This window comes from Burkholderia sp. BCC1644 (genome assembly GCF_902833225.1).
Classification (GTDB): domain Bacteria; phylum Pseudomonadota; class Gammaproteobacteria; order Burkholderiales; family Burkholderiaceae; genus Burkholderia.
This window is the reverse complement of sequence record NZ_CADFEI010000005.1, coordinates 417,657-441,401: the sequence shown is the minus strand read 5'-3', so window position 1 is coordinate 441,401 and position 23,745 is coordinate 417,657. Positions and strand designations below refer to the sequence as shown.

Annotated in this window: 21 protein-coding genes; 16 read left to right on the top strand and 5 right to left on the bottom strand. The window is 65.4% G+C overall.

The genetic code is table 11. From position 1 onward, the window contains the following. Positions 1-129: 129 nt before the first annotated feature. Positions 130-768 (bottom strand): oxygen response regulator transcription factor FixJ, encoded by a 639-nt coding sequence (gene fixJ, locus HWX87_RS13040; protein WP_006493245.1) that lies wholly within the window; start codon positions 766-768, stop codon positions 130-132. Then, complete coding sequence (gene fixL / locus HWX87_RS13035; protein ID WP_176047471.1) at positions 765-3,281, bottom strand: oxygen sensor histidine kinase FixL; 2,517 nt, start codon at positions 3,279-3,281, stop codon at positions 765-767. Before fixL ends, fixJ begins: the two co-directional genes overlap by 4 nt. A gap of 273 nt (positions 3,282-3,554) precedes the next feature. On the opposite strand from fixL, the gene aceE reads away from it, so the two are divergent. From aceE to lpdA, 3 genes are all read left to right on the top strand, one after another. Next, complete coding sequence (gene aceE / locus HWX87_RS13030; protein WP_176047470.1) at positions 3,555-6,251, top strand: pyruvate dehydrogenase (acetyl-transferring), homodimeric type; 2,697 nt, start codon at positions 3,555-3,557, stop codon at positions 6,249-6,251. A 68-nt stretch (positions 6,252-6,319) separates the two neighbouring features. Next, entirely contained in the window at positions 6,320-7,951 is a 1,632-nt protein-coding gene (gene aceF / locus HWX87_RS13025) for a dihydrolipoyllysine-residue acetyltransferase (protein ID WP_176047469.1), read from the top strand. 287 nt (positions 7,952-8,238) lie between these two features. Then, the gene (lpdA, locus tag HWX87_RS13020; protein ID WP_176047468.1) at positions 8,239-9,999 is read left to right on the top strand and encodes a dihydrolipoyl dehydrogenase; all 1,761 of its coding nucleotides are present in this window, start codon (positions 8,239-8,241) and stop codon (positions 9,997-9,999) included. 207 nt (positions 10,000-10,206) lie between these two features. On the opposite strand, the gene HWX87_RS13015 is transcribed toward lpdA, so the two are convergent. Beyond that, on the bottom strand, positions 10,207-10,773 hold the full coding sequence (locus HWX87_RS13015) for a phasin family protein (RefSeq protein WP_006481973.1): 567 nt from the start codon (positions 10,771-10,773) through the stop codon (positions 10,207-10,209). A 653-nt stretch (positions 10,774-11,426) separates the two neighbouring features. Between HWX87_RS13015 and pbpG the strand changes: the two genes are divergently transcribed. Next, positions 11,427-12,596, top strand: coding sequence for a D-alanyl-D-alanine endopeptidase (gene pbpG / locus HWX87_RS13010; RefSeq protein ID WP_176047467.1), 1,170 nt, complete (start codon positions 11,427-11,429; stop codon positions 12,594-12,596). Between the two features lie 88 nt (positions 12,597-12,684). On the opposite strand, the gene HWX87_RS13005 is transcribed toward pbpG, so the two are convergent. Continuing rightward, positions 12,685-13,494 carry an IclR family transcriptional regulator gene (locus HWX87_RS13005; RefSeq protein ID WP_176047466.1) on the bottom strand — a complete coding sequence of 270 codons (810 nt, stop codon included), beginning with the start codon at positions 13,492-13,494 and terminating at the stop codon, positions 12,685-12,687. Positions 13,495-13,677: 183 nt separating this feature from the next. Between HWX87_RS13005 and HWX87_RS13000 the strand changes: the two genes are divergently transcribed. From HWX87_RS13000 to iscX, 12 genes are all read left to right on the top strand, one after another. Next, positions 13,678-14,400, top strand: coding sequence for a (Fe-S)-binding protein (locus tag HWX87_RS13000; RefSeq protein WP_176047465.1), 723 nt, complete (start codon positions 13,678-13,680; stop codon positions 14,398-14,400). Between the two features lie 34 nt (positions 14,401-14,434). Further along, the gene (locus tag HWX87_RS12995) at positions 14,435-15,847 is read left to right on the top strand and encodes a lactate utilization protein B (protein ID WP_176047464.1); all 1,413 of its coding nucleotides are present in this window, start codon (positions 14,435-14,437) and stop codon (positions 15,845-15,847) included. Positions 15,848-15,976: 129 nt separating this feature from the next. Next, the gene (locus tag HWX87_RS12990) at positions 15,977-16,204 is read left to right on the top strand and encodes a hypothetical protein (protein ID WP_043190346.1); all 228 of its coding nucleotides are present in this window, start codon (positions 15,977-15,979) and stop codon (positions 16,202-16,204) included. A gap of 101 nt (positions 16,205-16,305) precedes the next feature. Then, positions 16,306-16,788: a low molecular weight protein-tyrosine-phosphatase gene (locus tag HWX87_RS12985; protein WP_176047463.1), complete on the top strand. Its 483-nt coding sequence runs from the start codon at positions 16,306-16,308 to the stop codon at positions 16,786-16,788. 114 nt (positions 16,789-16,902) lie between these two features. After that, entirely contained in the window at positions 16,903-17,442 is a 540-nt protein-coding gene (gene iscR, locus HWX87_RS12980; protein ID WP_009691731.1) for a Fe-S cluster assembly transcriptional regulator IscR, read from the top strand. 69 nt (positions 17,443-17,511) lie between these two features. Continuing rightward, on the top strand, positions 17,512-18,735 hold the full coding sequence (locus HWX87_RS12975) for an IscS subfamily cysteine desulfurase (protein WP_176047462.1): 1,224 nt from the start codon (positions 17,512-17,514) through the stop codon (positions 18,733-18,735). 67 nt (positions 18,736-18,802) lie between these two features. Then, entirely contained in the window at positions 18,803-19,210 is a 408-nt protein-coding gene (gene iscU / locus HWX87_RS12970) for a Fe-S cluster assembly scaffold IscU (protein ID WP_006481982.1), read from the top strand. Between the two features lie 65 nt (positions 19,211-19,275). Next, a complete protein-coding gene (iscA, locus tag HWX87_RS12965; RefSeq protein WP_014896627.1) occupies positions 19,276-19,599 on the top strand; it encodes an iron-sulfur cluster assembly protein IscA in 324 nt (107 codons plus the stop codon). 94 nt (positions 19,600-19,693) lie between these two features. Beyond that, positions 19,694-20,221, top strand: a complete 528-nt coding sequence (gene hscB / locus HWX87_RS12960; protein WP_176047509.1) for a Fe-S protein assembly co-chaperone HscB — start codon at positions 19,694-19,696, stop codon at positions 20,219-20,221. 54 nt (positions 20,222-20,275) lie between these two features. Next, positions 20,276-22,144 carry a Fe-S protein assembly chaperone HscA gene (gene hscA, locus HWX87_RS12955; protein WP_176047461.1) on the top strand — a complete coding sequence of 623 codons (1,869 nt, stop codon included), beginning with the start codon at positions 20,276-20,278 and terminating at the stop codon, positions 22,142-22,144. Between the two features lie 90 nt (positions 22,145-22,234). After that, a complete protein-coding gene (gene fdx, locus HWX87_RS12950) occupies positions 22,235-22,576 on the top strand; it encodes an ISC system 2Fe-2S type ferredoxin (protein WP_006478392.1) in 342 nt (113 codons plus the stop codon). A 19-nt stretch (positions 22,577-22,595) separates the two neighbouring features. Beyond that, positions 22,596-22,805 (top strand): Fe-S cluster assembly protein IscX, encoded by a 210-nt coding sequence (gene iscX / locus HWX87_RS12945; protein ID WP_176047460.1) that lies wholly within the window; start codon positions 22,596-22,598, stop codon positions 22,803-22,805. A gap of 147 nt (positions 22,806-22,952) precedes the next feature. On the opposite strand, the gene HWX87_RS12940 is transcribed toward iscX, so the two are convergent. Continuing rightward, positions 22,953-23,699: a glycine zipper 2TM domain-containing protein gene (locus HWX87_RS12940; protein WP_176047459.1), complete on the bottom strand. Its 747-nt coding sequence runs from the start codon at positions 23,697-23,699 to the stop codon at positions 22,953-22,955. Positions 23,700-23,745 lie beyond the last annotated feature (46 nt).

The following is a 23,745-nucleotide window of genomic DNA, read 5'->3' as shown; positions in this document are numbered from 1 at the left end:
AGCGTCATGACCGCGGCACTCGTGCGCCGGGAGGAAAGGCTGCCGCCGCGCGAGTGGGCCGCATCGCGCGGGGCGGCAAGCGCCGGTTGCGGGCCGGGCGGGCAGCGCCGCCGCGGCCGCTGAAGACGCTCAGGCCTGCTTCTTCGACAGCGCGAGGCGCAGCAGGTCGGCGACCGTGTTGACGTTGAGCTTTTCCATGATGTTCGCGCGGTGCGCTTCGACCGTCTTGATGCTGATGCCGAGATCGTCGGCGATCTGCTTGTTCAGGCGGCCCGCGATGATGCGTTCGAGCACCTGCTGCTCGCGCGCGGTCAGCTTCGACAGGCGTTCGCTCGCCGCACGCTGCTCCTGGACGCTCTTGCTTTCGCTTCGGGCCTTGTCGAGCATCCGCTCGACGAGCTTGCGCAGCTCGGCTTCGTCGAACGGTTTCTCGATAAAGTCCATCGCACCCTTTTTCATCGTCGACACGGCCATCGGCACGTCGCCGTGACCCGTGACGAAGATGATCGGCAGCGCGGCATTGTCGGCGATCAGGCGTTCCTGCAGCTCGAGACCGCTCATGCCCGACATCCGCACGTCGAGGATCAGACACGCGATCTGGCCGGCCTGCTGCGCCGGCTGGTATGCATCGAGGAACTGCTCCGCGCTCGAGAAGCATTGCACGCGATAGCCGTTCGCCTCCAGCAGCCAGCGCAGCGAGTCCCGTACGGCCTCGTCGTCGTCGACGACGAAGACGGTTTCCTGAGTGGTGGTGACAGGGCTATTCATAGTTCTCCCGTAACGGTATGTGATGCCGATGCCTCGCGCCCCCCTTGGCCGAGATCAGCGGGTTCCCCAATGGGCAGGCTGCAGTGGAACGTCGCGCCGGAAATGCGGCCATCCGGCTCGACGTTGTTGACCACCCACAGACGCCCCCGATGCGATTCGATGATCGAACGGCAGATGTTCAGCCCCATGCCCATGCCATCGGACTTGGTGCTGTAAAACGGTTCAAACAGGCGTTCGGCGGTTGCCTCGTCGACGCCCGGACCCTGGTCGATCACGCGGATGTCGACGAAGCCCGCATCGATGTCGGCGACGACGCGGATCACGCCGTCCGCCGACGCCGGCTTCACGTCGGCCATCGCCTCGGCCGCGTTCTTCATCAGGTTCATCAACACCTGCTCGATCAGCACGGGGTCGACATAAATAATAGGCATTCTTGCGAGGATTTCCGTGACGATCCGGATCCTGCGCTTCCTGGCCTCGATTTCGGCAAGCCCGACTGCGTCGGCGACGATGTCCGCAACCCGCGCCGGCTGGCGTTTCGGCTCGCTGCGCTTCACGAATTCGCGGATCCGCTTGACGATCATCCCGGCGCGCAACGCCTGCTGCGCGGTCTTTTCCAGCGCGGGCTGCAGCGTCTCCGGCGTGCCGCGGCCGCTCTTGACGAGCGCGAGCGTGCCCGAGCAGTAGTTGTTGATCGCGGCGAGCGGCTGATTCAGTTCGTGAGCAATCGACGACGCCATTTCACCCATCGTCATCAATCGGCTCGTGAACTGCAGCTTCTCTTCCTGCTGGTGCGCGAGTTCCTGCGCCTTCTTGCGGGTCGTGATGTCGGTCGCGATCTGCATCTGCGCGAGGTGGCCGTCGACCCACTGGATGTACTGGCGGCGCACTTCGAACCATTTCTGGATGCTCTCGACGTACACCTCCTGCGCGTCCGCCGTGCTGCTCGTCAGCGCGGCGGCCGGCAGGCCCGCGAACGCGTCGACCATGTCGATCGAGTCGGACGATGCCTGCGCGCGGTCGAAGCCGCCGCCCGACAGCTCGAGATGGCCGTCCGGGCGGATGCCGAACAGGTGGCGGTAGTAGCGGTTCGCGAACAGCAGCTCGGCTTCGTCGGCGGCCAGCACCGACACCGCGGCGTCGAGGCTTTCGAGCACCGTCGTGAAGCGCTCGTGCGCGGCCGCGAGTTCCTCGCGCGCGCGCTTCGGTTCGGTGATGTCGGTCATCGACGACATCCAGCCGGTCTGGCGGCCCGAACTGTCGATCAGCGGCGACACGTACAGGCGCGCATGGAACAGCGTGCCGTTCTTGCGCCGCACGCGGAGTTCAAAGCCCGAGCTCGGCGCCTTGCCGCGCAGCGTCATGTCGAGCTGGCGCTGCATTTCCGGGTACGCGTCGCGCGGCCAGTACGGGAACGGCGCGACCTTGCCGACGAGGTCGGTTTCGTCCCAGCCGGTCATCCGGCAGAACGCGGGGTTCACGTGGGTGATGCGGCCGTGCATGTCGAGCACGCGCATGCCGATCAGCACCGAGTTTTCCATCGCGCGGCGGAAGAACGCTTCCGCGTACAGCGCCTGCTGCGCCTCGAAGCGCTGGCGCGTGTGCTTCCACAGGCTCCAGAGGCTCCACAGCACGAAGCACGACAGGCCGGCCACGAGCCACACGAGCGTGTTGTTGGTCAGGTTCGTGAGCTGCGGGAAGGCGTACACGCGCACCGTCAGCCCCTGGCCGGGCGGATCGAGCGGCAGGTCGTAGTGCGAGTCGCGCGGCAGGCGCGGGCGTGTCGACGTGGACGACAGCTCGCGGTTGTTCGAGTCGGTGATCGAGATCTTGTACTTCGACGACAGTTCCTGCGGGATGTCGTGCTTCAGGATGCCTTCGACCGAGAACACCGCGGCGATCGAGCCGAGATATTCGCGGTCGCCGCGCATCACGGGCGTCTGCAGCGTGATGAAGCCGTTGCCGAAGTCGTCGTAGATCAGCGGCGAGTAGGCCTGGCGGCGCGTGCTGCGCGCTTCGTCGTACGCGCCGCGCACGGCGTCCTGCATCTGTGCGTCGCCGGGCTTCGCGAGCCGCTGCCCGAGCAGCGGCGGATGCACGGTCGGCCAGCGCTGCACGCCGGGTGCGGTGTACCAGTTCAGGTAGAGGATTTCCGGATGCGTCTGCATCACGTCCGCGACGGCCATCTGGAACGCGTTCTGGTCGAGGCGGCCCGACGCGAGATCGCGCGACAGCGCCTGCAGCTGTTCCTGCGCGCCCGTCATCGACAGGCGGATCTGCTGCTGCGCCCACGCGACGTTACGGAAGAGGGTGTCTTCCTGCTGTTGCTGTTCGCGGCGATTGAGGCTCCACAGGATGAGGCTCATCACCACGAGGAACACCAGGATCGACAGCAGCGGCGTCAGCAAATAGGAATTGGACCACCACGGTCCGTGGTGCCAACGGGACGGCTGCGACTCCGCCGGCGGGCCCGACGGTCGCGCCGAGCGTGCGAAAAGCCGATCGGTCAACATGGCAGGATTGTAGCGCAGCGCAATACATGGAAAACCTATACCGGATATGTTGAACGGAAACGGATTTGTTCCGCCGCGGCGTGCCGGAGCGCCCCGAAATATGGGTGCAGCGCAGCAATATTCCGCATTGCGAGAAAAGATCTCACAATTCGAAAATTTTGTTGCGCAGGCCCGTGCACGCTCATTACAATCCGCTGGAGCTTGCCCGCAGCCGGCCGCGTCGCGACGTCTGCACGAGAGCGATCCTCACATTCCAGGACCCAGGAGACGAGAATGTCCGCTGTACCGAACGAAGTGATGAAATATGTCGCCGCCGAACGTGACGACGACCCGCAAGAAACCGTCGAGTGGCTGGAGTCGCTCGATGGCGTGATCTCCTCCGTGGGCACCGGCCGCGCGCATTACCTGATCGAAAAGCAGATCGAGTTCGCCCGCATGCACGGCGAACACCTGCCGTTCTCCGCCAACACCCCGTACATCAACACGATTCCGGTCGGCGCCCAGGCAAAGATCCCGGGCGACCAGGACCTCGAGCACCGCATCCGTTCGTACACGCGCTGGAACGCGCTGGCGATGGTGCTGCGCGCAGGCAAGGACACGAACGTCGGCGGCCACATCGCATCGTTCGCATCGGCCGCGACGCTCTATGACGTCGGCTACAACCACTTCTGGCACGCAGCGTCCGACCAGCACGGCGGCGATCTCGTGTTCGTGCAGGGCCACTCGTCGCCGGGCGTGTACTCGCGCGCGTTCCTGCTCGGCCGCCTGAAGGAAGAACAGCTCGACAACTTCCGCCAGGAAGTCGACGGCAACGGCATTTCGTCGTACCCGCACCCGTGGCTGATGCCGGACTTCTGGCAGTTCCCGACCGTGTCGATGGGCCTCGGCCCGATCATGGCGATCTACCAGGCGCGCTTCATGAAGTACCTGGAAGCGCGCGGCATCACGAAGACGGAAGGCCGCAAGGTATGGGCATTCCTCGGCGACGGCGAGACGGATGAACCGGAATCGCTCGGCGCGATCGGGATGGCGAGCCGCGAAAAGCTCGACAACCTCGTGTTCGTGATCAACTGCAACCTGCAGCGTCTCGACGGCCCGGTGCGCGGCAACGGCAAGATCATCCAGGAGCTCGAATCGGAGTTCCGCGGCGCCGGCTGGAACGTGATCAAGGTCATCTGGGGCAGCCGCTGGGATGCGCTGTTCGCACGCGACAAGTCGGGCGCGCTGATGCGCCGGATGATGGAAGTCGTCGACGGCGAATACCAGACGTACAAGTCGGAGTCGGGCGCGTTCGTGCGCGAGCACTTCTTCAATACGCCTGAACTGAAGGCGCTCGTCGCCGACTGGTCGGACGACGACATCTGGGCGCTGAACCGCGGCGGCCACGATCCGCACAAGATCTACGCGGCGTTCCACGAAGCCACGCACACGAAGGGTGCGCCGACCGTCATTCTCGCGAAGACCATCAAGGGCTACGGGATGGGCGAGTCGGGCCAGGCGATGAACATCACGCACCAGCAGAAGAAGCTGCCGGTCGAGCAACTGAAGAAGTTCCGCGACCAGTTCCGCCTGCCGATCACCGACGAACAGATCGCCGACGTGCCGTACCTGAAGTTCGAGGAAGGCTCGAAGGAACTCGAATACATGCGCAAGCAGCGCATGGACCTCGGCGGCTACCTGCCGCACCGCCGCGAGAAGGCGACGTCGCTGCCGGTGCCGGCGCTCGATGTATTCGAGCCGCTGCTGAAGGGCACGGGCGAAGGGCGCGAGATCTCGACGACGATGGCGTTCGTGCGGATCCTGAACATCCTGCTGAAGGACAAGGCGCTGGGCAAGCGCGTCGTGCCGATCGTCCCGGACGAATCGCGCACGTTCGGCATGGAAGGCCTGTTCCGCCAGATCGGTATCTGGAACCAGCAGGGCCAGAAGTACGTGCCGGAAGATTCCGACCAGCTGATGTTCTACAAGGAATCGGAAACCGGCCAGATCCTGCAGGAAGGCATCAACGAAGCGGGCGGCATGTGCGACTGGATTGCGGCGGCGACGTCGTACTCGACGCACGGCGAGATCATGGTGCCGTTCTACATCTTCTATTCGATGTTCGGCTTCCAGCGGATCGGCGACCTCGCATGGGCCGCAGGCGACATGCGTTCGCGCGGCTTCCTGCTCGGCGGTACCGCGGGCCGCACGACGCTGAACGGCGAAGGCCTGCAGCACGAAGACGGCCACTCGCTCCTGTGGGCGGCATCGGTGCCGAACTGCGTGAGCTACGACCCGACGTTCGGTTATGAACTCGCCGTGATCATCCAGGACGGCCTGCGTCGCATGGTGCAGGACCAGGAAGACGTGTACTACTACGTCACGGTGATGAACGAGAACTACGAGCACCCGGCGATTCCGCAGGGCGAGCACGTGGCGGCCGACATCATCAAGGGCATGTACGCGTTCAAGAAGGCCGACGCCGACAAGAAGGCGCCGCGCGTCCAGCTGCTCGGCGCGGGCACGATCTTCAACGAAGTGATCGCTGCGGCCGACCTGCTGAAGAACGACTGGGGCGTCGCTGCCGACCTGTGGAGCGTGCCGAGCTTCACCGAGCTCGCGCGTGAAGGTCACCAGGTCGAACGCTGGAACCTGCTCCATCCGACCGAAGAGCGTCGCCTGTCGCACGTGCAGAAGTGCCTGAAGGACACGCAGGGCCCGGTCATCGCATCGACCGACTACGTCCGTGCGCTGGTCGACCAGATCCGCGGCCAGATCGATCGCCGCTTCGTCGTGCTGGGCACCGACGGCTTCGGCCGCTCGGATACCCGCGAGAAGCTGCGTCACTTCTTCGAGGTCGACCGTCACTGGGTCACCGTCGCCGCGCTCAACGCGCTGGCCGACGAAGGCACGATCGAGCGCAAGGTGGTCGCGGACGCGATCGCCAAGTACAACCTCGATCCGTCCAAGCCCAACCCGATGACCGTTTAACGCACACGCCGTGTGATGCCGCGCGTCGCTCCCGCGAGGAGCGCGCGTGGCCATGGAGACAGAAACAGATGAGTCAAGCGATCGAAGTGAAGGTGCCGGATATCGGCGATTACAAGGACGTGCCGGTGATCGAGATCGGCGTGAAGGTCGGCGATACGGTCGAGCCCGAGCAGTCGCTCGTCACGCTCGAGTCCGACAAGGCGACGATGGACGTCCCGAGCCCGGTAGGCGGCGTCGTGAAGGAAATCAAGGTCAAGGTGGGCGATTCCGTGTCGGAAGGCTCGCTGATCATCCTGCTCGAGGGCGGCGCCGCGGCGCAGGCCAATGGCGCGGCTGCGCCGGCCGCCGCTCCGGCTCCGGCTGCAGCGCCGGCCCCGGCCGCAGCCGCCCCGGCAGCAGCCGGCGGCACGCTCGAAGTGAAGGTGCCCGACATCGGCGACTACAAGGACGTTCCGGTCATCGAGATCGGCGTGAAGGTCGGCGACACGGTCGAGAAGGAGCAGTCGCTCGTCACGCTCGAGTCGGACAAGGCGACGATGGACGTGCCGAGCCCGGCCGCCGGCGTCGTGAAGGAAATCAAGGTCAAGGTGGGCGATTCGGTATCGGAAGGCACGCTGATCGTGCTGCTCGAAGCCGCAGGCGCAGCGGCTGCCGCCCCGCAGGCGAGCGCACCGGCTCCGGCCGCTGCCGCGCCGGCGCCGGCCGCTGCACCGGCGCCCGCGAAGGCTGCGCCGGCACCGGCTGCCGCCGCACCGGCCGCCGCGCCGTCGGGTGAATACCGCGCCAGCCACGCGTCGCCGTCGGTACGCAAGTTCGCGCGCGAACTCGGCGTCGAAGTCGCACGCGTGCAGGGTTCGGGTCCGAAGGGCCGCATTACGAAGGAAGACGTCACGGGCTTCGTGAAGGGCGTGATGACGGGCCAGCGCGCGGCACCGGGCGCGGCAGCCGCGCCGGCAGGCGGCGGCGAGCTGAACCTGCTGCCGTGGCCGAAGGTCGACTTCTCGAAGTTCGGCCCGTTCGAGGCGAAGCCGCTGTCGCGCATCAAGAAGATCTCGGGCGCGAACCTGCATCGCAACTGGGTGATGATCCCGCACGTCACGAACAACGACGAAGCGGACATCACCGAGCTCGAAGCATTGCGTGTCCAGCTGAACAAGGAAAACGAGAAGGCGGGCGTGAAGTTCACGATGCTCGCGTTCGTGATCAAGGCAGTCGTCGCCGCACTGAAGAAATTCCCGACCTTCAACGCGAGCCTCGACGGCGACAACCTCGTGTTCAAGCAGTACTTCCACGTCGGTTTCGCGGCCGATACGCCGAACGGCCTCGTCGTGCCGGTGATCCGCGATGCGGACAAGAAGGGCCTCGTCGACATCGCGAAGGAAATGAGCGACCTGTCGAAGGCCGCGCGCGAAGGCAAGCTGAAGCCGGACCAGATGCAGGGCGGCTGCTTCTCGATCTCGTCGCTCGGCGGGATCGGCGGCACGAACTTCACGCCGATCATCAACGCACCGGAAGTGGCGATCCTCGGGTTGTCGCGCGGGCAGATGAAGCCGGTGTGGGACGGCAAGCAGTTCGTGCCGCGTCTCATGCTGCCGCTGTCGCTGTCGTATGACCATCGCGTGATCGATGGCGCGGAAGCCGCGCGGTTCAATGCGTATCTCGGCGCGTTGCTCGGCGATTTCCGGCGCATCGCTCTTTGATGAGCGTGGGAGTGGCTCGCGGGGGCGTGGGTTTTGTGTCGGTCATCCACGCCTCTTCGTTGAACCTGTTTCGCTAACGGTCTATTGGCGTCGCCCCTGCGCGGGGCGGCGGTCACTTTTCTTTGTCTTCCAAAGAAAAGTAACCAAAAGAAAGGCGCGTCCTTGGGCGGACGGCAAAGGTGGTTCTGCCCAACGTCGCGTGCTCTTGTCAGGCCGTAGTCGTGGTAATGGGTTCTTCCGCGGGTTTCTCCCCCCTCTGTCTGCAGCTAATCAAGAAGGGGACAGTAATGAGTCTCATCGAAGTCAAGGTTCCGGATATCGGCGATTTCAGCGGTGTCGATGTCATCGAAGTCAATGTGAAACCCGGCGACGTGATCGAAAAAGAGCAAACGCTCATCACGCTCGAATCCGATAAAGCCTCCATGGAAGTGCCCAGCGACGTCGCCGGCACCGTCAAGGAAATCAAGGTCAAAGCCGGCGAGAAAGTCTCGCAAGGCACCGTCATCGCCATCGTCGAAGCAGCAGCCGGTGCCGCCGCTCCCGCGAAAGCACCCGAAGCAGCGAAGCCCGCCGCCGCGCCGGCACCGGCCGCCGCTCCGGCGCCCGCGCCGCAAGCCGGCAGCTACGCAGGCGCCGCCGACATCGAGTGCGACATGCTCGTGCTCGGCGCCGGCCCCGGCGGTTACTCGGCCGCGTTCCGCGCAGCCGACCTCGGCATGAAGACCGTGCTGGTCGAACGCTACTCGACGCTCGGCGGCGTGTGTCTGAACGTCGGTTGCATTCCGTCGAAAGCGCTGCTGCATACGTCGCTCGTCGTCGAGGAGGCCGCGGCGCTCGCGTCGCACGGCATCACGTTCGGCAAGCCGCAGGTCGATCTCGACAAGCTGCGCGACTTCAAGGGCGGCGTCGTCAAGAAGCTGACGACGGGCCTCGCCGGCATGGCGAAGGCACGCAAGGTCGAAGTGGTCACCGGCGTCGGCGCATTCGTCGATCCGTTCCACATGGAAGTGCAGGGCGAAAACGGCAGGAAGGTCGTCAAGTTCAAGCAGGCGATCATCGCTGCGGGCTCGCAAGCCGTGAAGCTGCCGTTCATGCCGGAAGACCCGCGCGTCGTCGATTCGACGGGCGCACTCGAACTGCGCCAGCTGCCGAAGCGCATGCTCGTGATCGGCGGCGGCATCATCGGCCTCGAAATGGCGACGGTGTACTCGACGCTCGGCGCCGAGATCGACGTCGTCGAAATGATGGACGGCCTGATGATGGGCGCGGACCGCGATCTCGTGAAGGTCTGGGAAAAGTACAACGCGAAGCGCTTCGGCAACGTGATGCTGAAGACCAAGACGGTCGGCGCGGAAGCGAAGGAAGACGGCATCTACGTGAAGTTCGAGGGCGAGAAGGCGCCGGCGGAAGCGCAGCGCTACGACCTCGTGCTCGTCGCGGTGGGCCGCAGCCCGAACGGCAAGAAGATCGGTGCCGACAAGGCCGGCGTCGCGGTCACGGATCGCGGCTTCATCGACGTCGACAAGCAGATGCGCACGAACGTCCCGCACATCTTCGCGATCGGCGACGTCGTCGGCCAGCCGATGCTCGCGCACAAGGCCGTGCATGAAGGCCACGTCGCAGCGGAAGCCGCGCACGGCGAGAAGGCGTACTTCGACGCGCTGCAGATCCCGTCGGTGGCGTACACCGATCCTGAAGTGGCGTGGGCCGGCAAGACGGAAGACCAGTGCAAGGCCGAAGGCATCAAGTACGGCAAGGCCGTGTTCCCGTGGGCCGCTTCGGGCCGCGCGATCGCGAACGGACGTGACGAAGGCTTCACGAAGCTGATTTTCGACGAGGAAACCCATCGCGTGATCGGTGGCGCGATCGTCGGCCTGAACGCAGGCGACCTGATCAGCGAAGTGTGCCTTGCCGTCGAGATGGGCGCGGACGCGGAAGACATCGGCAAGACGATCCATCCGCACCCGACGCTCGGCGAATCGGTCGGCATGGCCGCCGAACTGTACGAAGGCGTTTGTACGGACCTGCCGCCGCAACGCAAGAAGTAACGCGACCGGCACGGCCGGCCATGCGCCGGCCACGAAAAAACGCCGCCGCCCGGGTAATCCGGGCGGCGGCGTTTTCTTTTGTCTGCGGCCGATGCTGCGATCAGAACGCTTGATCGAACGAGGCGAGTGGCGGGCCGTGCGCGCACGTTCCGGCGCCAGAAACGAAAAAGCCGCGCTGGGCGCGGCTCTTTCAGGAGCGGGGGACGCTTACGCGGCCGGCTTGCTCGAACGACGTGCAGCAGCGGCGGTTGCAGCCTTCGTTGCGACGGCAGCAGCGGCGTTGAAGTTCGTTTCAGCGATTTCGACGGCTTGCTTCGTGGCCTTCTGAACCGTTTCGTACGTCGTGTTCGCAGCGTTCAGTGCCGACTTCAGCGCGGCGACAGCCGTTTCCGAACCGGCCGGGGCGTTCTTCGCGACGTTGTCGACGAGTGCCTGGACCTTCTTGTTCTGCTCTTCGAATTGCGCTTCGGCAACCTTCGCGAACTCGGCTTGCGTCGACGATGCGATTTCGTACAGGTGACGGCCGTACGACAGCACCTTTTCAGCGACCGGCTGCGACAGGCTGGCTTGCAGTGCGATCAGTTCCTGAGCGTCCTTCACCGACAGCAGGCGCTGTGCGTTTTCCTGGCCTTCGGCCAGCGTCGACTTCACGACTTGCAGGTTGAGTTCGATCAGCTTTTCGACGCCTTCGAATGCCTTGGTCGTCAGACCGAACAGGCTTTCGAGGTTGGCTTTCTGTGCAGCGGCGATTTGCTCGGGGGTCAGCAAGGACATGTCCAGCTCCTGAAAAGCGATCGCGTCGATCGCAGGGTAAGGGGCACTACGACGGGGAACCTCGGATGCGCGTGCTTTGTGCAACGCAGCAATGAGGCGTATTTTAGGGCAGAGAAAACGGATGTCAAGTATTTTTTGTGCGTTGCACAATCGCGACAAATTATCGATAAAACAACGAGTTATCGTGGCCGTCCGGAATCGGTTTCATGCGCGATCCCAGATGGTGCGCACGACCGCGGGGCAAGCGTGGCGCACCATGATCATGCACAGGTAAACCTGACAGGCCCATGGAACGTTATCCTTCTGTTCCTGTCGAAAAACGCGCTGTTTCGATGCGCGTGCCGTGGCGACGTGCCGCCGCCACGGTCGAGACCGGCGCCCTTGGCACGCCGAGCACCGGATACGTAGTTTCCCCGCTTTAAATCGCCTCCAAAGTGACGTTATCTCAATTAACCGTGTGGTAATCGGGAGACGGGCGCTGTCGGGCAGTGCACCCATGAGTTTTTTCGATGGGAGCGGGAGGGTCAATTGGTCTGAGGTTGACCGACCCTTACATTCCGGTTTAACGACGATCGGTAAGTGCCTAATATTGCTCTTTTTTTCAGCTTTAACTACACTTGCGGAAACCTCCCGCCCGCTTTGTCCAGACCCCAATGAAAGCCGAATCGTTTTCACCGCGCAGATTGTTGCAGAGCATGACGCTCGGCACGGCTGTGTCGGTCGCAGTCGCCTTGCTGGCGACCACCGCGTCCGTCGCGCCTGCTGACGCCTTTGCCGCTACCGCGAAGACCCAACAAGCCGCCAAGAAAAAGGCCGTCGCTCCTGCTTCGTCAGCGAAGAAGAAGTCGGCAAAGGCGACGTCCGACAAATCCGCCAAGGTCGCTGCGGCCGATGCGCCGCGCGCGAAGGCGTCGCGAAAGCGCGTGACGCTCGCGGCGAACAACCTGCATGGCGGCCATCGCGGCGCGGTCCGCAAGGTCGCGTTCCAGCCGCGCCGGCCGACGGTCGGCCAGGCGTTCGGCCTGCACGACACGCCCGACGCGCTCGCGCTGCGCTCGAGCGTCGCGTACGTCGTCGACCAGAATTCCGGCGAGCCGCTGTTCGACAAGAATTCGCACGCCGTCGTGCCGATCGCGTCGATCTCGAAGCTGATGACGGCGATGGTCGTGCTCGACGCGAAGGCGCCGATGACCGATCAGATCGAAGTCACCGACGAAGACCGCGACTACGAGAAGGGCACGGGCTCGCGCCTGTCGGTCGGCTCGGTGCTGTCGCGCGAGGACATGCTGCACATCGCGCTGATGGCGTCGGAAAACCGCGCGGCTGCCGCGCTGTCGCGTTACTACCCGGGCGGCCGTCCGGCATTCATCGCCGCGATGAACGCGAAGGCGAAGACGCTCGGCATGGCCGATACGCACTTCGAGAATTCGACCGGCCTGTCGAGCTCGAACGTGTCGAGTGCGCGTGACCTCGTGAAGATGGTCAATGCCGCGTATCAGTACCCGATGATCCGCCAGTTCTCGACCGATCGCAGCTACGAGGTGTACACGGGCAAGCGCAATCTCGCGTACAACAGCACGAACGCGCTGATCCGCGGCAACGGCTCGTGGGACATCGGCCTGCAGAAGACGGGCTTCATCAACGAAGCAGGCGAATGCCTCGTGATGCAGGCGACGATCCATGGCCGGCCGATGGTGATGGTGCTGCTCGACTCGTTCGGCAAGTACTCGCGCTTCGCCGACGCATCGCGCCTGCGCAACTGGCTCGACGCCGGTGGCAGCGAGCGCCTGACGGCAGCCAATACGCCGAACGGCGGGACCTGATCGCACCGCAGGCTCCAACAAGAAAGCCCCGCAATCGCGGGGCTTTTTTTTGTCCGGCGGAACCGGCACCGAGGCCGGCGAGGGCGGCTTACGCCTGCCGCTGCAGCCCGTCGATGTCCTTCGAGGGCGCCGGCCGGTAGCCGAGCGATTCCGAGATGGTGAGCGCCGTGCGGCTCAACTGGCCGAGCCACGCGTCCTGCAGGCGGTCGGCCGGCGCCGACAGCGACAGGCCCGCGACGAGCTTGCCCGAATCGTCGTAGATGCCGGCCGCGATACAGCGCACGCCGAGCTCCAGTTCCTCGTTGTCGCGCGCGCACGATTGCTGGCGGACGATCGTCAGTTCGCGCTCGAGCTTCGCGATGTCGGTGATGCTGTTCTGCGTATGGCCCGACAAGCCCGTGCGCGTCGCGTAGGCGCGCACCCGCGACGTTTCGTCGGCCGCGAGGAACAGCTTGCCGACCGACGTGAGGTGCAGCGGCGCACGGCCGCCGATCGCGCGGACGACCTGCATCCCCGATCGCTCGGAATACGCGCGCTCGATGTAGACGATCTCGTCGCCCTGGCGCACCGACAGGTTGACGGTCTGCCCGGTGAGGCGGTGCAGCTCGCGCATCGGCATCAGCGCCGCGTCGCGCACCGACAGGCGCGCCTTCACGAGGTTGCCGAGCTCCAGCAGCCGCATGCCGAGGCGGTAGGTGCCGGGATCGGAGCGATCGACGAGGCGGCAGGTCACCATGTCGTTGAGGATGCGGTGCGCGGTCGACGGGTGCAGCTCCGTGCGCTGCGCCAGTTCCTTCAGGCTGACAGGATCACTGTGCGCGGCGAGCGCGTCCAGCAGCCGCATCATGCGTTCGATCACCTGGATCGACGTTTTTGAATCCGGGATGGGTTGGCTCATGTCGGGGGAGAAATCGGTTGACGCGTCAAGCGGTGTTGCAACGATTGTATCTCGTATTGTGAAAAAAGCGAACGCCGTTCGAGGAAGTCCTCGTTTCGCGCGCGGCGGGCTTGCCTGCGAGCCGGCGTTGGTCTTGCCGGCCAAACGGCGGATAATGAGAGCCGTTTTCTCGAAGGAGCACGTATGCGAGTCGGTTTGTTCGTGACCTGCCTGGTCGATCTGATGCGCCCCGAAATCGGTTTCTCGGCGCTCAAGCTGATTCGCGACGCCGGCTACGAGGTGATCGTGCCGCCCGCGCAAACCTGCTGCGGCCAGCCGGCCTACAACTCGGGCGACCGCGCGCTGGCGCGCGATCTCGCCGAAAAGACGCTGCGCGAGTTCGAGCAGTTCGATTACGTCGTCGCGCCGTCGGGTTCGTGTGGCGGGATGATCCGCGCGCACTACGGCGACCTGTTCCGCGACGACCCCGAACTGATGGGGCGCTACACGCGGTTCCAGCAGAAAGTCTACGAACTGACCGATTTCCTCGCGAACGTCGCGAAGGTGTCGCTCGCGCCGGGCGAATTCACCGGGCCCGTCACCTATCACGATTCGTGCTCGGGTCTGCGCGAACTCGGCGTGAAGGCGCAGCCGCGCGCGCTGCTCGCGCAGCGCGGCGTCGCGGTCACCGAAATGAAGGACTGCGAGCACTGCTGCGGCTTCGGCGGCACGTTCGCGATCAAGTACGGCGACATCTCGGCGGCCATCGCGGACGAGAAGTGCGCGAACGTGCGCGCATCGGGCACGGACGCCGTCGTGCTCGGCGATCTCGGTTGCATGCTGAACATCGAAGGGCGGTTGCGCCGCACCGGCGACCGCGACACGCGCGTGCTGCACGTCGCGCAGGTGCTGGCGGGCGACGTCTGACGCCCGGTTCCGCTCACTTTTTCCCGATACCGCGATGCAAGTCCAATCGATGCATTTCAAGGCGCGCGCCGGCCAGAAGCTGGCCGACCAGCGCCTGCAGCAGAACCTGAAGAAGCTGTCGACGAAGTTCGTGTCCGCGCGCGCCGACGCGATGACCGCGATCGACTTCCCGGCCACGCGCGCCGCGCTCAAGGCGCGCCGCAACCGCGCGCTGGAGAACCTCGACGTGTGGCTCGAAGCGTTCGAGCGCGAGGCGACGCGGCGCGGCACGACGGTGCTGTTCGCCGAAACGACCGCGGATGCCGCGCGGCTCGTCGCCGACATCGCGCGCCGGCACGACGTGAAGAAGGTCATCAAGACCAAGTCGATGGTGTCCGAGGAGATGCGCCTGAACGCGGTGCTCGCGGAGATGGGCGTGCAGTCGATCGAGACGGACCTCGGCGAATACATCCTGCAGATCAACGACAACGAGCCGCCGAGCCACATCATTGCGCCCGTCGTGCACAAGGACAAGGACGAGATCGCCGACCTGTTCGCGCGCACACACCACCGCGAGCGGCTCACCGAGATTCCGGACATGACGCGCGAGGCGCGCGAGGTGCTGCGCCCGCATTTCATGTCGGCCGACATGGGCGTCACGGGCGGCAACTTCGTGATCGCCGAGACGGGCTCGGTCGCGATCGTGACGAACGAGGGGAACGAGGGCATGTGCACGGTGATGCCGCGCGTGCACGTGGCGGTGACGGGCATCGAGAAGGTGCTGCCGACGCTCGAGGACCTCGTGACCGCGATGCGCCTGCTGCCGCGTTCGGCGACCGGACAGAAGACGTCGAACTATTTCTCGCTGCTGACGGGGCCGCGCGGGCCGGGCGACGAGGACGGCCCGGAGCACAACTACGTCGTGCTGGTCGACGGCGGCCGCACGGGCCTGATCGGCGGCGAATTCCAGGAGATGCTGCGCTGCATCCGCTGCGGCGCGTGCATGAACCACTGCCCGGTGTATCAGAAGGTTGGCGGCCACGCGTACGGCTGGGTCTATCCGGGGCCGATGGGATCGGTGCTGACGCCGAGCTACGTCGGGCTCGACCGCACGCTCGACCTGCCGCAGGCCGCGACGCTATGCGGCGAATGCGACAGCGTGTGTCCGGCCGGCATTCCGTTGTCGCACCTGCTGCGCACGCTGCGCGAGAAGCAGGTCGAGCGGCACCTGCGGCCGTGGCGCGAGCGGGCGGCGCTCGCCGCATGGGGCTTCTTCGCGCGGCGGCCGATGCTGTACGCGCTGACGACCAAGCTCGCGGTGCGCGTCCTCGAGCGGCTCGGCGGCAGCGGCGGCACGCTGCGGCGCCTGCCGATGATGGCCGGCTGGATGGATACGCGCGACATGCCGACACCGACCGGGCGCACGTTCCGCGAACTGTACGCGGCGTCCCAAAGCCACCTCGGCTGACGACTGTTCATCGGGCGGCAACAGTGCGTTCGCTATTTGCATATTTATCTCGATAGATGCGATCTATAGAATCCTGTCTGTAGTCCCCGGAATTGGGTTCCGGGGTACGAGGTCAAGGAGGTCCGCATCATGAGAAAGACAATATCGATGTACTGGCCGCTGGCAATCGTCGTCCCGCTGGCAGCGGCAGCCTATCTGCATGCGATGGCCGATGCGCCGTCGCGTGGCCCGCTGGCGGTGCACCAGGCGTCTGCCGAACTGGCGCGCGCGGTGTCGTTCGGGCTGGTCGGCGACGCGGCGAAGCCGCTGCCGGCAGCATCCGGCGACGTCGTGCTCGCCGCGCCGAAGGCGCTGTAATGCATGGCGCCGTCGCTTTGCGCGGCGGCGCGATTTCGGCCGTCTTTGTATAATGGCGTGCTCTTCTCCCACGCGGTCCGCCGCAACGTTCCGATAGTGCGATGACCCGCGTTGCGATCTGTTTCGTCTGTCTCGGCAACATCTGCCGTTCGCCCACCGCGGAAGGCGTGATGCGTCATCAGGTCGACGCGGCCGCGCTGGCCGACCGGATCGCGATCGATTCGGCCGGCACCGGCGACTGGCATGTTGGCGAGCCGCCCGATACGCGGGCGCAGGCAGCCGCCCGCAGCCGCGGCTACGACCTGTCGGCGCTGCGCGCGCGGCAGGTGAGCGCGGGAGATTTCGAGCGCTTCGACCTGCTGCTCGCGATGGACGAGGCGAATCTCGCGGAATTGCAACGGCGCTGCCCGCCGCAGCATCGCGACAAGGTGCGCCTGCTGATGGAATTCGCGCCGGGCTCGACCGAAACCGAAGTGGCCGATCCGTATTTCGGCGGCGCGCAGGGGTTCGAACAGGTACTCGATCAGGTCGAACGCGCGTGCGCGGGCCTGCTGGAGACGCTCCGGGCCCGTACGGCGCGCTAATCGCACGGTATTCAGCGGTCTGCGAATACCCTTTCAAAGACATGGATACTTGACTAAAAACGTCAAATATTTATACTTGACCAAAATCGTCAAGATTGCAGTCCCCTAGACACCATGAGACTCACCACCAAAGGCCGTTTCGCCGTCACGGCGATGATTGACTTGGCACTGCGCCAGGAGCAGGGCCCGGTGACGCTTGCAGGCATCAGCCAGCGCCAGCGGATTTCGCTCTCGTATCTCGAACAGCTGTTCGGCAAGCTGCGCAGGCATGAAATCGTCGAATCCGTGCGCGGCCCGGGCGGCGGCTACAACCTCGCGCGTCGCGCGCAGGACGTCACCGTTGCCGACATCATCATCGCGGTCGATGAACCGCTCGACGCCACGCAGTGCGGCGGCAAAGGCACGTGCGACGGCTCGAAGCAGCCCGACGGCCATTGCATGACGCACGAGCTGTGGTCGACCCTGAACCAGAAGATGGTCGAATACCTCGACTCCGTGTCGCTGCAGGATCTCGTCGATCAGCAGCGTGCACGCGAGGGCGCCCCTGCGGTGCTGCGCGATCGCCGCACGCCGGAGCCCGTCGCCGCACCGGCCGAGCCCGTGCGCACGATGCCGCTCGGCCCCAATTCGGTGTTCAACATCGCGAGTTCGTGAGCGCGAAGGCGCCCGCCATACCCCATAACGCACATAGTTAGTCCCTGCACAGAATACCCGGAGCGACAGATGACCCAAGAGACTCTCCACCTGCCCATCTACATGGATTACAGCGCGACGACCCCCGTCGATCCGCGCGTGGTCGACAAGATGGTGCCGTACCTGCGCCAGCAGTTCGGCAACCCGGCGTCGCGCAGCCACGCTTACGGCTGGGATGCGGAGCGTGCAGTCGAGGAAGCGCGCGAACAGGTGGCCGCACTCGTGAACGCCGATCCGCGCGAGATCATCTGGACGTCCGGCGCCACGGAATCGGACAACCTTGCGATCAAGGGTGCCGCGAACTTCTACAAGGGCAAGGGCAAGCACATCATCACGGTGAAGACCGAGCACAAGGCCGTGCTCGATACCTGCCGCGAGCTCGAGCGCGACGGTTTCGAAGTCACCTACCTCGACGTGAAGGATGACGGCCTGATCGACCTCGACGTGTTCAAGGCCGCGCTGCGCCCGGACACGATCCTCGTGTCGGTGATGCACGTGAACAACGAGATCGGCGTGATCCAGGACATCGAGACGATCGGTGAGATCTGCCGCGAGAAGGGCATCGTGTTCCACGTCGACGCCGCCCAGTCGACCGGCAAGGTCGCGATCGACCTCGCGAAGCTGAAGGTCGACCTGATGTCGTTCTCGGCGCACAAGACCTATGGCCCGAAGGGCATCGGTGCGCTGTACGTGCGCCGCAAGCCGCGCGTGCGCATCGAAGCACAGATGCACGGCGGTGGCCACGAGCGCGGCATGCGCTCGGGCACGCTGGCGACGCACCAGATCGTCGGCATGGGCGAAGCGTTCCGCATCGCCCGCGAAGAAATGGCGACCGAGAACGAGCGCGTCCGCATGCTGCGCGACAAGCTGCTGCGCGGCCTGTCGCAGATCGAGGAAACCTACGTGAACGGCGACATGGAACGCCGTGTCCCGCACAACCTGAACATCAGCTTCAACTTCGTCGAAGGCGAGTCGCTGATCATGGCGATCAAGGACGTCGCGGTGTCGTCGGGCTCCGCGTGCACGTCGGCGTCGCTGGAGCCGTCGTACGTGCTGCGTGCGCTCGGCCGCAACGACGAACTCGCGCACAGCTCGATCCGCTTCACGGTCGGCCGCTTCACGACGGAGCAGGAAGTCGACTTCGTGATCAACCTGCTGAACAGCAAGATCGCGAAGCTGCGCGAACTGTCGCCGCTTTGGGAAATGCACCAGGAAGGCATCGATCTGTCGACGATCGAATGGGCCGCACACTAATACCGCATTGAATGCACCCGCGGGCGGATTGACGCACGCAGACGTAACGAGTCAAGGAGTCTGAGTCATGTCTTACAGCAACAAGGTTCTGGATCACTACGAAAACCCGCGCAACGTCGGTTCGTTCGCGAAGGACGACGACACGGTCGGCACGGGCATGGTCGGCGCGCCGGCTTGCGGCGACGTGATGAAGCTGCAGATCCGCGTCGGCGCGGACGGCGTGATCGAAGACGCGAAGTTCAAGACCTACGGTTGCGGTTCGGCGATCGCGTCGAGCTCGCTCGTCACCGAGTGGGTGAAGGGCAAGACGCTCGACGAAGCCCTGTCGATCAAGAACACGCAGATCGCCGAAGAACTCGCGCTGCCGCCGGTGAAGATTCACTGCTCGATCCTCGCGGAAGACGCGATCAAGGCAGCCGTGGCCGACTACAAGAAGCGCCACGACACCAAGGAAGGCGATCAGGCAGCAGCCTGAGCGGCATCGAGCAGCTAGAGAAGGAAACGCGGCGGGCCCCGGTGGCGCGCCGCGGCAAGGACATCATGGCAATTACACTGACCGAAAAAGCAGCACAGCACGTTCAGAAATACCTCGTCCGTCGCGGCAAGGGTGTGGGCCTGCGGCTTGGCGTTCGCACGACCGGGTGCTCGGGGCTCGCGTACAAGCTCGAGTATGTCGACGAGCTGGCTCCCGAGGATCAAGTGTTCGAGAGCCATGGCGTGAAGGTGATCGTCGATCCGAAGAGTCTCGCGTACATCGACGGCACCGAGCTCGACTTCGCCCGCGAAGGCCTGAACGAAGGGTTCAAGTTCAACAACCCGAACGTGAAGGACGAGTGCGGTTGCGGCGAATCGTTCCGCGTGTGACGCGGATTTCCGCGCGATGCGGGCAAGAGGCGGCACGGGCCGCCTTTTTAATGCGCGGCGTTTGCCGCGCGACGAACCGGAATTGAACGCGACGATGGTCTCGCTGAAAGACAGCCACTTCGACCTGTTTCACCTGCCGGCGCAATTCGCGCTCGACGAAACGGCGCTCGATACCGCCTACCGGACGGTGCAGACGCAGGTGCATCCGGACCGCTTCGCGGCGGCCGGCGATGCACAGAAGCGCATCGCGATGCAATGGGCAACCCGCGCGAACGAGGCATACCGCACGCTGCGCGATCCGCTGAAGCGCGCGTCCTATCTGCTGTCGCTGCGCGGCGTGGATATCGGCGCGGAAAACAACACGGCGATGGAGCCGGCGTTCCTGATGCAGCAGATGGAGTGGCGCGAGGGCATCGAGGATGCCGCGGCCGCCCGCAACGTCGACGCGCTCGACGGGTTGCTCGCCGAGTTGCGCGACGAGAAGCGCGTGCGCGTCGAGCGCCTCGGCACGCTGCTCGACAGCGGCGCCGACCAGGCCGCCGCGGAAGCCGTGCGCCAGCTGATGTTCATCGAACGCGTCGCGTCGGAAGTGGGCGCGCAGATCGAGCGCCTCGAAACTTAACCGCGTGCCTCGCGGCACGCGCAGCAAACGGGCCGAGCGCCCGAACGAACCAAGATGGCTTTACTGCAAATTTCCGAACCGGGCATGGCGCCGGCGCCGCACCAGCGGCGACTCGCCGTCGGGATCGATCTCGGCACGACGAACTCGCTCGTCGCGGCCGTGCGCAACAGCGTGCCGGAAGTGCTGCCGGACGAAGCAGGCCGCATGCTGCTGCCGTCGGTGGTCCGCTACCTCGAGAAGGGCGGCCGTCGCATCGGCCACGAAGCGAAGGAGCAAGCCGCTACCGATCCGCGCAACACGATCGTATCGGTCAAGCGCTTCATGGGCCGCGGCAAGGCCGAGGTCGAAGGAGCGGCAAACGCACCGTACGAATTCGTCGATGCGCCGGGCATGGTGCAGATCCGTACGATCGACGGGGTGAAGAGCCCGGTCGAAGTGTCGGCCGAAATTCTCGCGACGCTGCGCTATCGCGCCGAGGATTCGCTCGGTGACGATCTGGTCGGCGCGGTGATCACGGTGCCCGCGTATTTCGACGACGCGCAGCGTCAGGCGACCAAGGACGCCGCGCGCCTCGCGGGCCTCAACGTGCTGCGTCTGCTGAACGAGCCGACGGCCGCGGCGATTGCCTACGGCCTCGACAACGGGGCCGAAGGCCTCTACGCGGTGTACGACCTCGGCGGCGGTACGTTCGACCTGTCGATCCTGAAGCTGACGAAGGGCGTGTTCGAAGTGCTGGCCGCAGGCGGCGATTCCGCGCTCGGCGGCGACGATTTCGACCATGCGCTGTTTGGCCACGTGCTCGCGCAGGCCGGCATCGACGCGAAGACGCTGGCGCCCGAAGACGTGCGCCTGCTGCTCGACCGTGTGCGTGTGCTGAAGGAAGCGCTGTCCGCCGCGCCGCAGGCGTCGCTGGATGTCACGCTGTCGGGCGGTGCGCACCTCGTGCAGACGATTACGCATGACACGTTCGCGTCGCTCGTCGAGCCGCTCGTGCAGCGTACGCTCTCGCCGACCCGCAAGGCGTTGCGCGACGCGCAGGTCACGCCGGCCGACATCAAGGGTGTCGTGCTGGTCGGCGGCGCGACGCGCATGCCGGTGATCCGCGACGCGGTCGCGAAATATTTCGGCCAGCCGCCGCTCGTGAACCTCGATCCGGACCAGGTCGTCGCGCTCGGCGCGGCGATCCAGGCCGACCTGCTCGCGGGCAATCGCGGTACCGGCGACGACTGGCTGCTGCTCGACGTGATTCCGCTGTCGCTCGGTGTCGAGACGATGGGCGGCCTCGTCGAGAAGATCATTCCGCGCAACTCGACGATTCCGATCGCGCGCGCGCAGGAATTCACGACCTTCAAGGACGGCCAGACGGCCATGGCGATCCACGTCGTGCAGGGCGAGCGCGAGCTCGTCGCCGACTGCCGGTCGCTCGCCCGCTTCGAGCTGCGCGGCATTCCGCCGATGACGGCCGGCGCCGCGCGCATTCGCGTGACCTATCAGGTCGATGCGGACGGCCTGCTGTCGGTGTTCGCACGCGAACAACTGTCGGGCGTCGAGGCGTCGGTCGTCGTGAAGCCGTCGTACGGCCTCGCCGACGACGACATCGCGAAGATGCTCGAGGAGAGCTTCAAGACGGCCGAAATCGACATGCGCGCCCGCGCGCTGCGCGAAGCGCAGGTCGAGGCCGAGCGGATGCTCGAAGCGACACAGGCTGCGCTGGCGGCCGACGGCGAACTGCTCGATGCCAACGAGCGTACGCAGGTCGATGCGCTTGCCGCCGCGCTGCGCGCGGTCGCGCAGGGCGACGATACGAACGCGATCGAAGCGGCGACCAAGACGCTGGCCGACGGCACCGACGAATTCGCGGCGCGCCGGATGGACAAGAGCATCAAGCGCGCGCTGTCGGGCCGCCGGCTCGACGAGATCTGAACTTGCGAACCGCGCATCGGCCGGCGACGGCCTGCGCGCGATAATGAACCGTGCGGCGCCTGGCGCCGCACCCTGACTGACGGAACGGACATGCCTCAACTGGTAGTGCTGCCTCACGTCGAACTGTGTCCGGATGGCGCAGTGATCGACGCGACGCCCGGCAAGAGTATCTGCGACAACCTGCTCGATCACGGGATCGAGATCGAGCACGCATGCGAGAAGTCGTGCGCATGCACGACGTGCCACGTGGTGATCCGCGAGGGTTTCAACGATCTGACGCCGTCCGAGGAGGACGAAGACGATCTGCTGGACAAGGCGTGGGGCCTCGAGCCGACGTCGCGCCTGTCGTGCCAGGCGATCGTGAAGGAAGATTCGGACCTGGTGGTCGAGATTCCGAAGTACTCGATCAACCACGCGAAGGAAAACCACTGACCTAAACCGGAGGCAGGCGATGAAATGGACCGATTCGCGTGAAATAGCCATTGCGCTGGCGGACAAGCACCCGGACATCAACCCGCAGCGGATCAATTTCGTCGACCTGCGCCAGTGGGTGCTCGAACTCGACGGCTTCGACGACGATCCCAAGCACTCCGGCGAGAAGATCCTTGAAGCGATCCAGGCCCACTGGATCGACGAATCGGATTTCGACGACGAGGACTGACCGACCGGGCACCGCGTGCGCCGCATGGGCGCGTACCGCACCGATGAAAAAAACGGCTCGTGAGCACTTGCTCACGAGCCGTTTTCGTTTTCTGGTCGCTTGCCCGCGCACGACGCGCGGGCAGGGGGCACCGATGCAATCAGGCGATTACGCGCCGACCAGCGTGCCGTTCTCGATCCGCACGCGCTGGCCCTGGCCGAACGGCGGCGGGTTGTGGTACGTGAACGTGCGCGTCGCGCCGCTCTCCATCTGCACTTGCACCTGATAGTCGGTTTCCGCGCGCACCTGCTTCTCGACCTGGTTGCCGGCGAGACCGCCGCCCAGCGCGCCGATGATCGTCATCGCGGTGCGGCCGTTGCCGTGACCGAACTGGTTGCCGAGCAGGCCGCCGGCCGCAGCGCCGCCCACGGCGCCGATCCCCGAGCTCTGGCCCGGCGTGCGCGTCTGCGAAATCGCGACGACCGTGCCGCAGCTCTGGCAGTAGGTCTGGGCCGGCGCCGACGGCTGCTGCGCGTATTGCGGCGGCTGCGGTGCCGTCGTATGACGGCGGTGCGCCGGTGCTGCCGGGCGCGGCGCGGGCTTCGGCTCGGCCTGCGCGACGGCAGCTTTCTGCTCGGCAGCCTTCTGCTGCGCGGCGGCCTGTTCGGCTGCCTGCTGCTGTGCTTGCGCGGCCAATGCGGCACTGGCGGCCGCGGCCGTATCGACGGCCGGCTGCGATGCGATCAGCGCAGCCTGGGTCTGGCCATTCTGTGCGTTGCTGCTGCTCGCCTTCGGGAAGACGCCCGTGATCGCGGCAGTCGCCGCGAGGCTGGCGACGATGACGGCGCCGGCTGCGGTGGCGATGAGCGGGTGGAGGCGTTGCTTTTGCGGCGTGGTCTGATTCTGGTTGTCCATTTTTTTCTCCGATGTCGATCCGGGTCGGCACTGCGGGCCGGGCCGG

Bases quoted from the DNA above. Each gene is read 5' to 3' on its own strand.
- fixJ (WP_006493245.1), bottom strand. From the start codon at position 768: ATGAATAGCCCTGTCACCACCACTCAGGAAACCGTCTTCGTCGTCGAC.
- fixL (WP_176047471.1), bottom strand. From the start codon at position 3,281: ATGTTGACCGATCGGCTTTTCGCACGCTCGGCGCGACCGTCGGGCCCG.
- aceE (WP_176047470.1), top strand. From the start codon at position 3,555: ATGTCCGCTGTACCGAACGAAGTGATGAAATATGTCGCCGCCGAACGT.
- aceF (WP_176047469.1), top strand. From the start codon at position 6,320: ATGAGTCAAGCGATCGAAGTGAAGGTGCCGGATATCGGCGATTACAAG.
- lpdA (WP_176047468.1), top strand. From the start codon at position 8,239: ATGAGTCTCATCGAAGTCAAGGTTCCGGATATCGGCGATTTCAGCGGT.
- HWX87_RS13015 (WP_006481973.1), bottom strand. From the start codon at position 10,773: ATGTCCTTGCTGACCCCCGAGCAAATCGCCGCTGCACAGAAAGCCAAC.
- pbpG (WP_176047467.1), top strand. From the start codon at position 11,427: ATGAAAGCCGAATCGTTTTCACCGCGCAGATTGTTGCAGAGCATGACG.
- HWX87_RS13005 (WP_176047466.1), bottom strand. From the start codon at position 13,494: ATGAGCCAACCCATCCCGGATTCAAAAACGTCGATCCAGGTGATCGAA.
- HWX87_RS13000 (WP_176047465.1), top strand. From the start codon at position 13,678: ATGCGAGTCGGTTTGTTCGTGACCTGCCTGGTCGATCTGATGCGCCCC.
- HWX87_RS12995 (WP_176047464.1), top strand. From the start codon at position 14,435: ATGCAAGTCCAATCGATGCATTTCAAGGCGCGCGCCGGCCAGAAGCTG.
- HWX87_RS12990 (WP_043190346.1), top strand. From the start codon at position 15,977: ATGAGAAAGACAATATCGATGTACTGGCCGCTGGCAATCGTCGTCCCG.
- HWX87_RS12985 (WP_176047463.1), top strand. From the start codon at position 16,306: ATGACCCGCGTTGCGATCTGTTTCGTCTGTCTCGGCAACATCTGCCGT.
- iscR (WP_009691731.1), top strand. From the start codon at position 16,903: ATGAGACTCACCACCAAAGGCCGTTTCGCCGTCACGGCGATGATTGAC.
- HWX87_RS12975 (WP_176047462.1), top strand. From the start codon at position 17,512: ATGACCCAAGAGACTCTCCACCTGCCCATCTACATGGATTACAGCGCG.
- iscU (WP_006481982.1), top strand. From the start codon at position 18,803: ATGTCTTACAGCAACAAGGTTCTGGATCACTACGAAAACCCGCGCAAC.
- iscA (WP_014896627.1), top strand. From the start codon at position 19,276: ATGGCAATTACACTGACCGAAAAAGCAGCACAGCACGTTCAGAAATAC.
- hscB (WP_176047509.1), top strand. From the start codon at position 19,694: ATGGTCTCGCTGAAAGACAGCCACTTCGACCTGTTTCACCTGCCGGCG.
- hscA (WP_176047461.1), top strand. From the start codon at position 20,276: ATGGCTTTACTGCAAATTTCCGAACCGGGCATGGCGCCGGCGCCGCAC.
- fdx (WP_006478392.1), top strand. From the start codon at position 22,235: ATGCCTCAACTGGTAGTGCTGCCTCACGTCGAACTGTGTCCGGATGGC.
- iscX (WP_176047460.1), top strand. From the start codon at position 22,596: ATGAAATGGACCGATTCGCGTGAAATAGCCATTGCGCTGGCGGACAAG.
- HWX87_RS12940 (WP_176047459.1), bottom strand. From the start codon at position 23,699: ATGGACAACCAGAATCAGACCACGCCGCAAAAGCAACGCCTCCACCCG.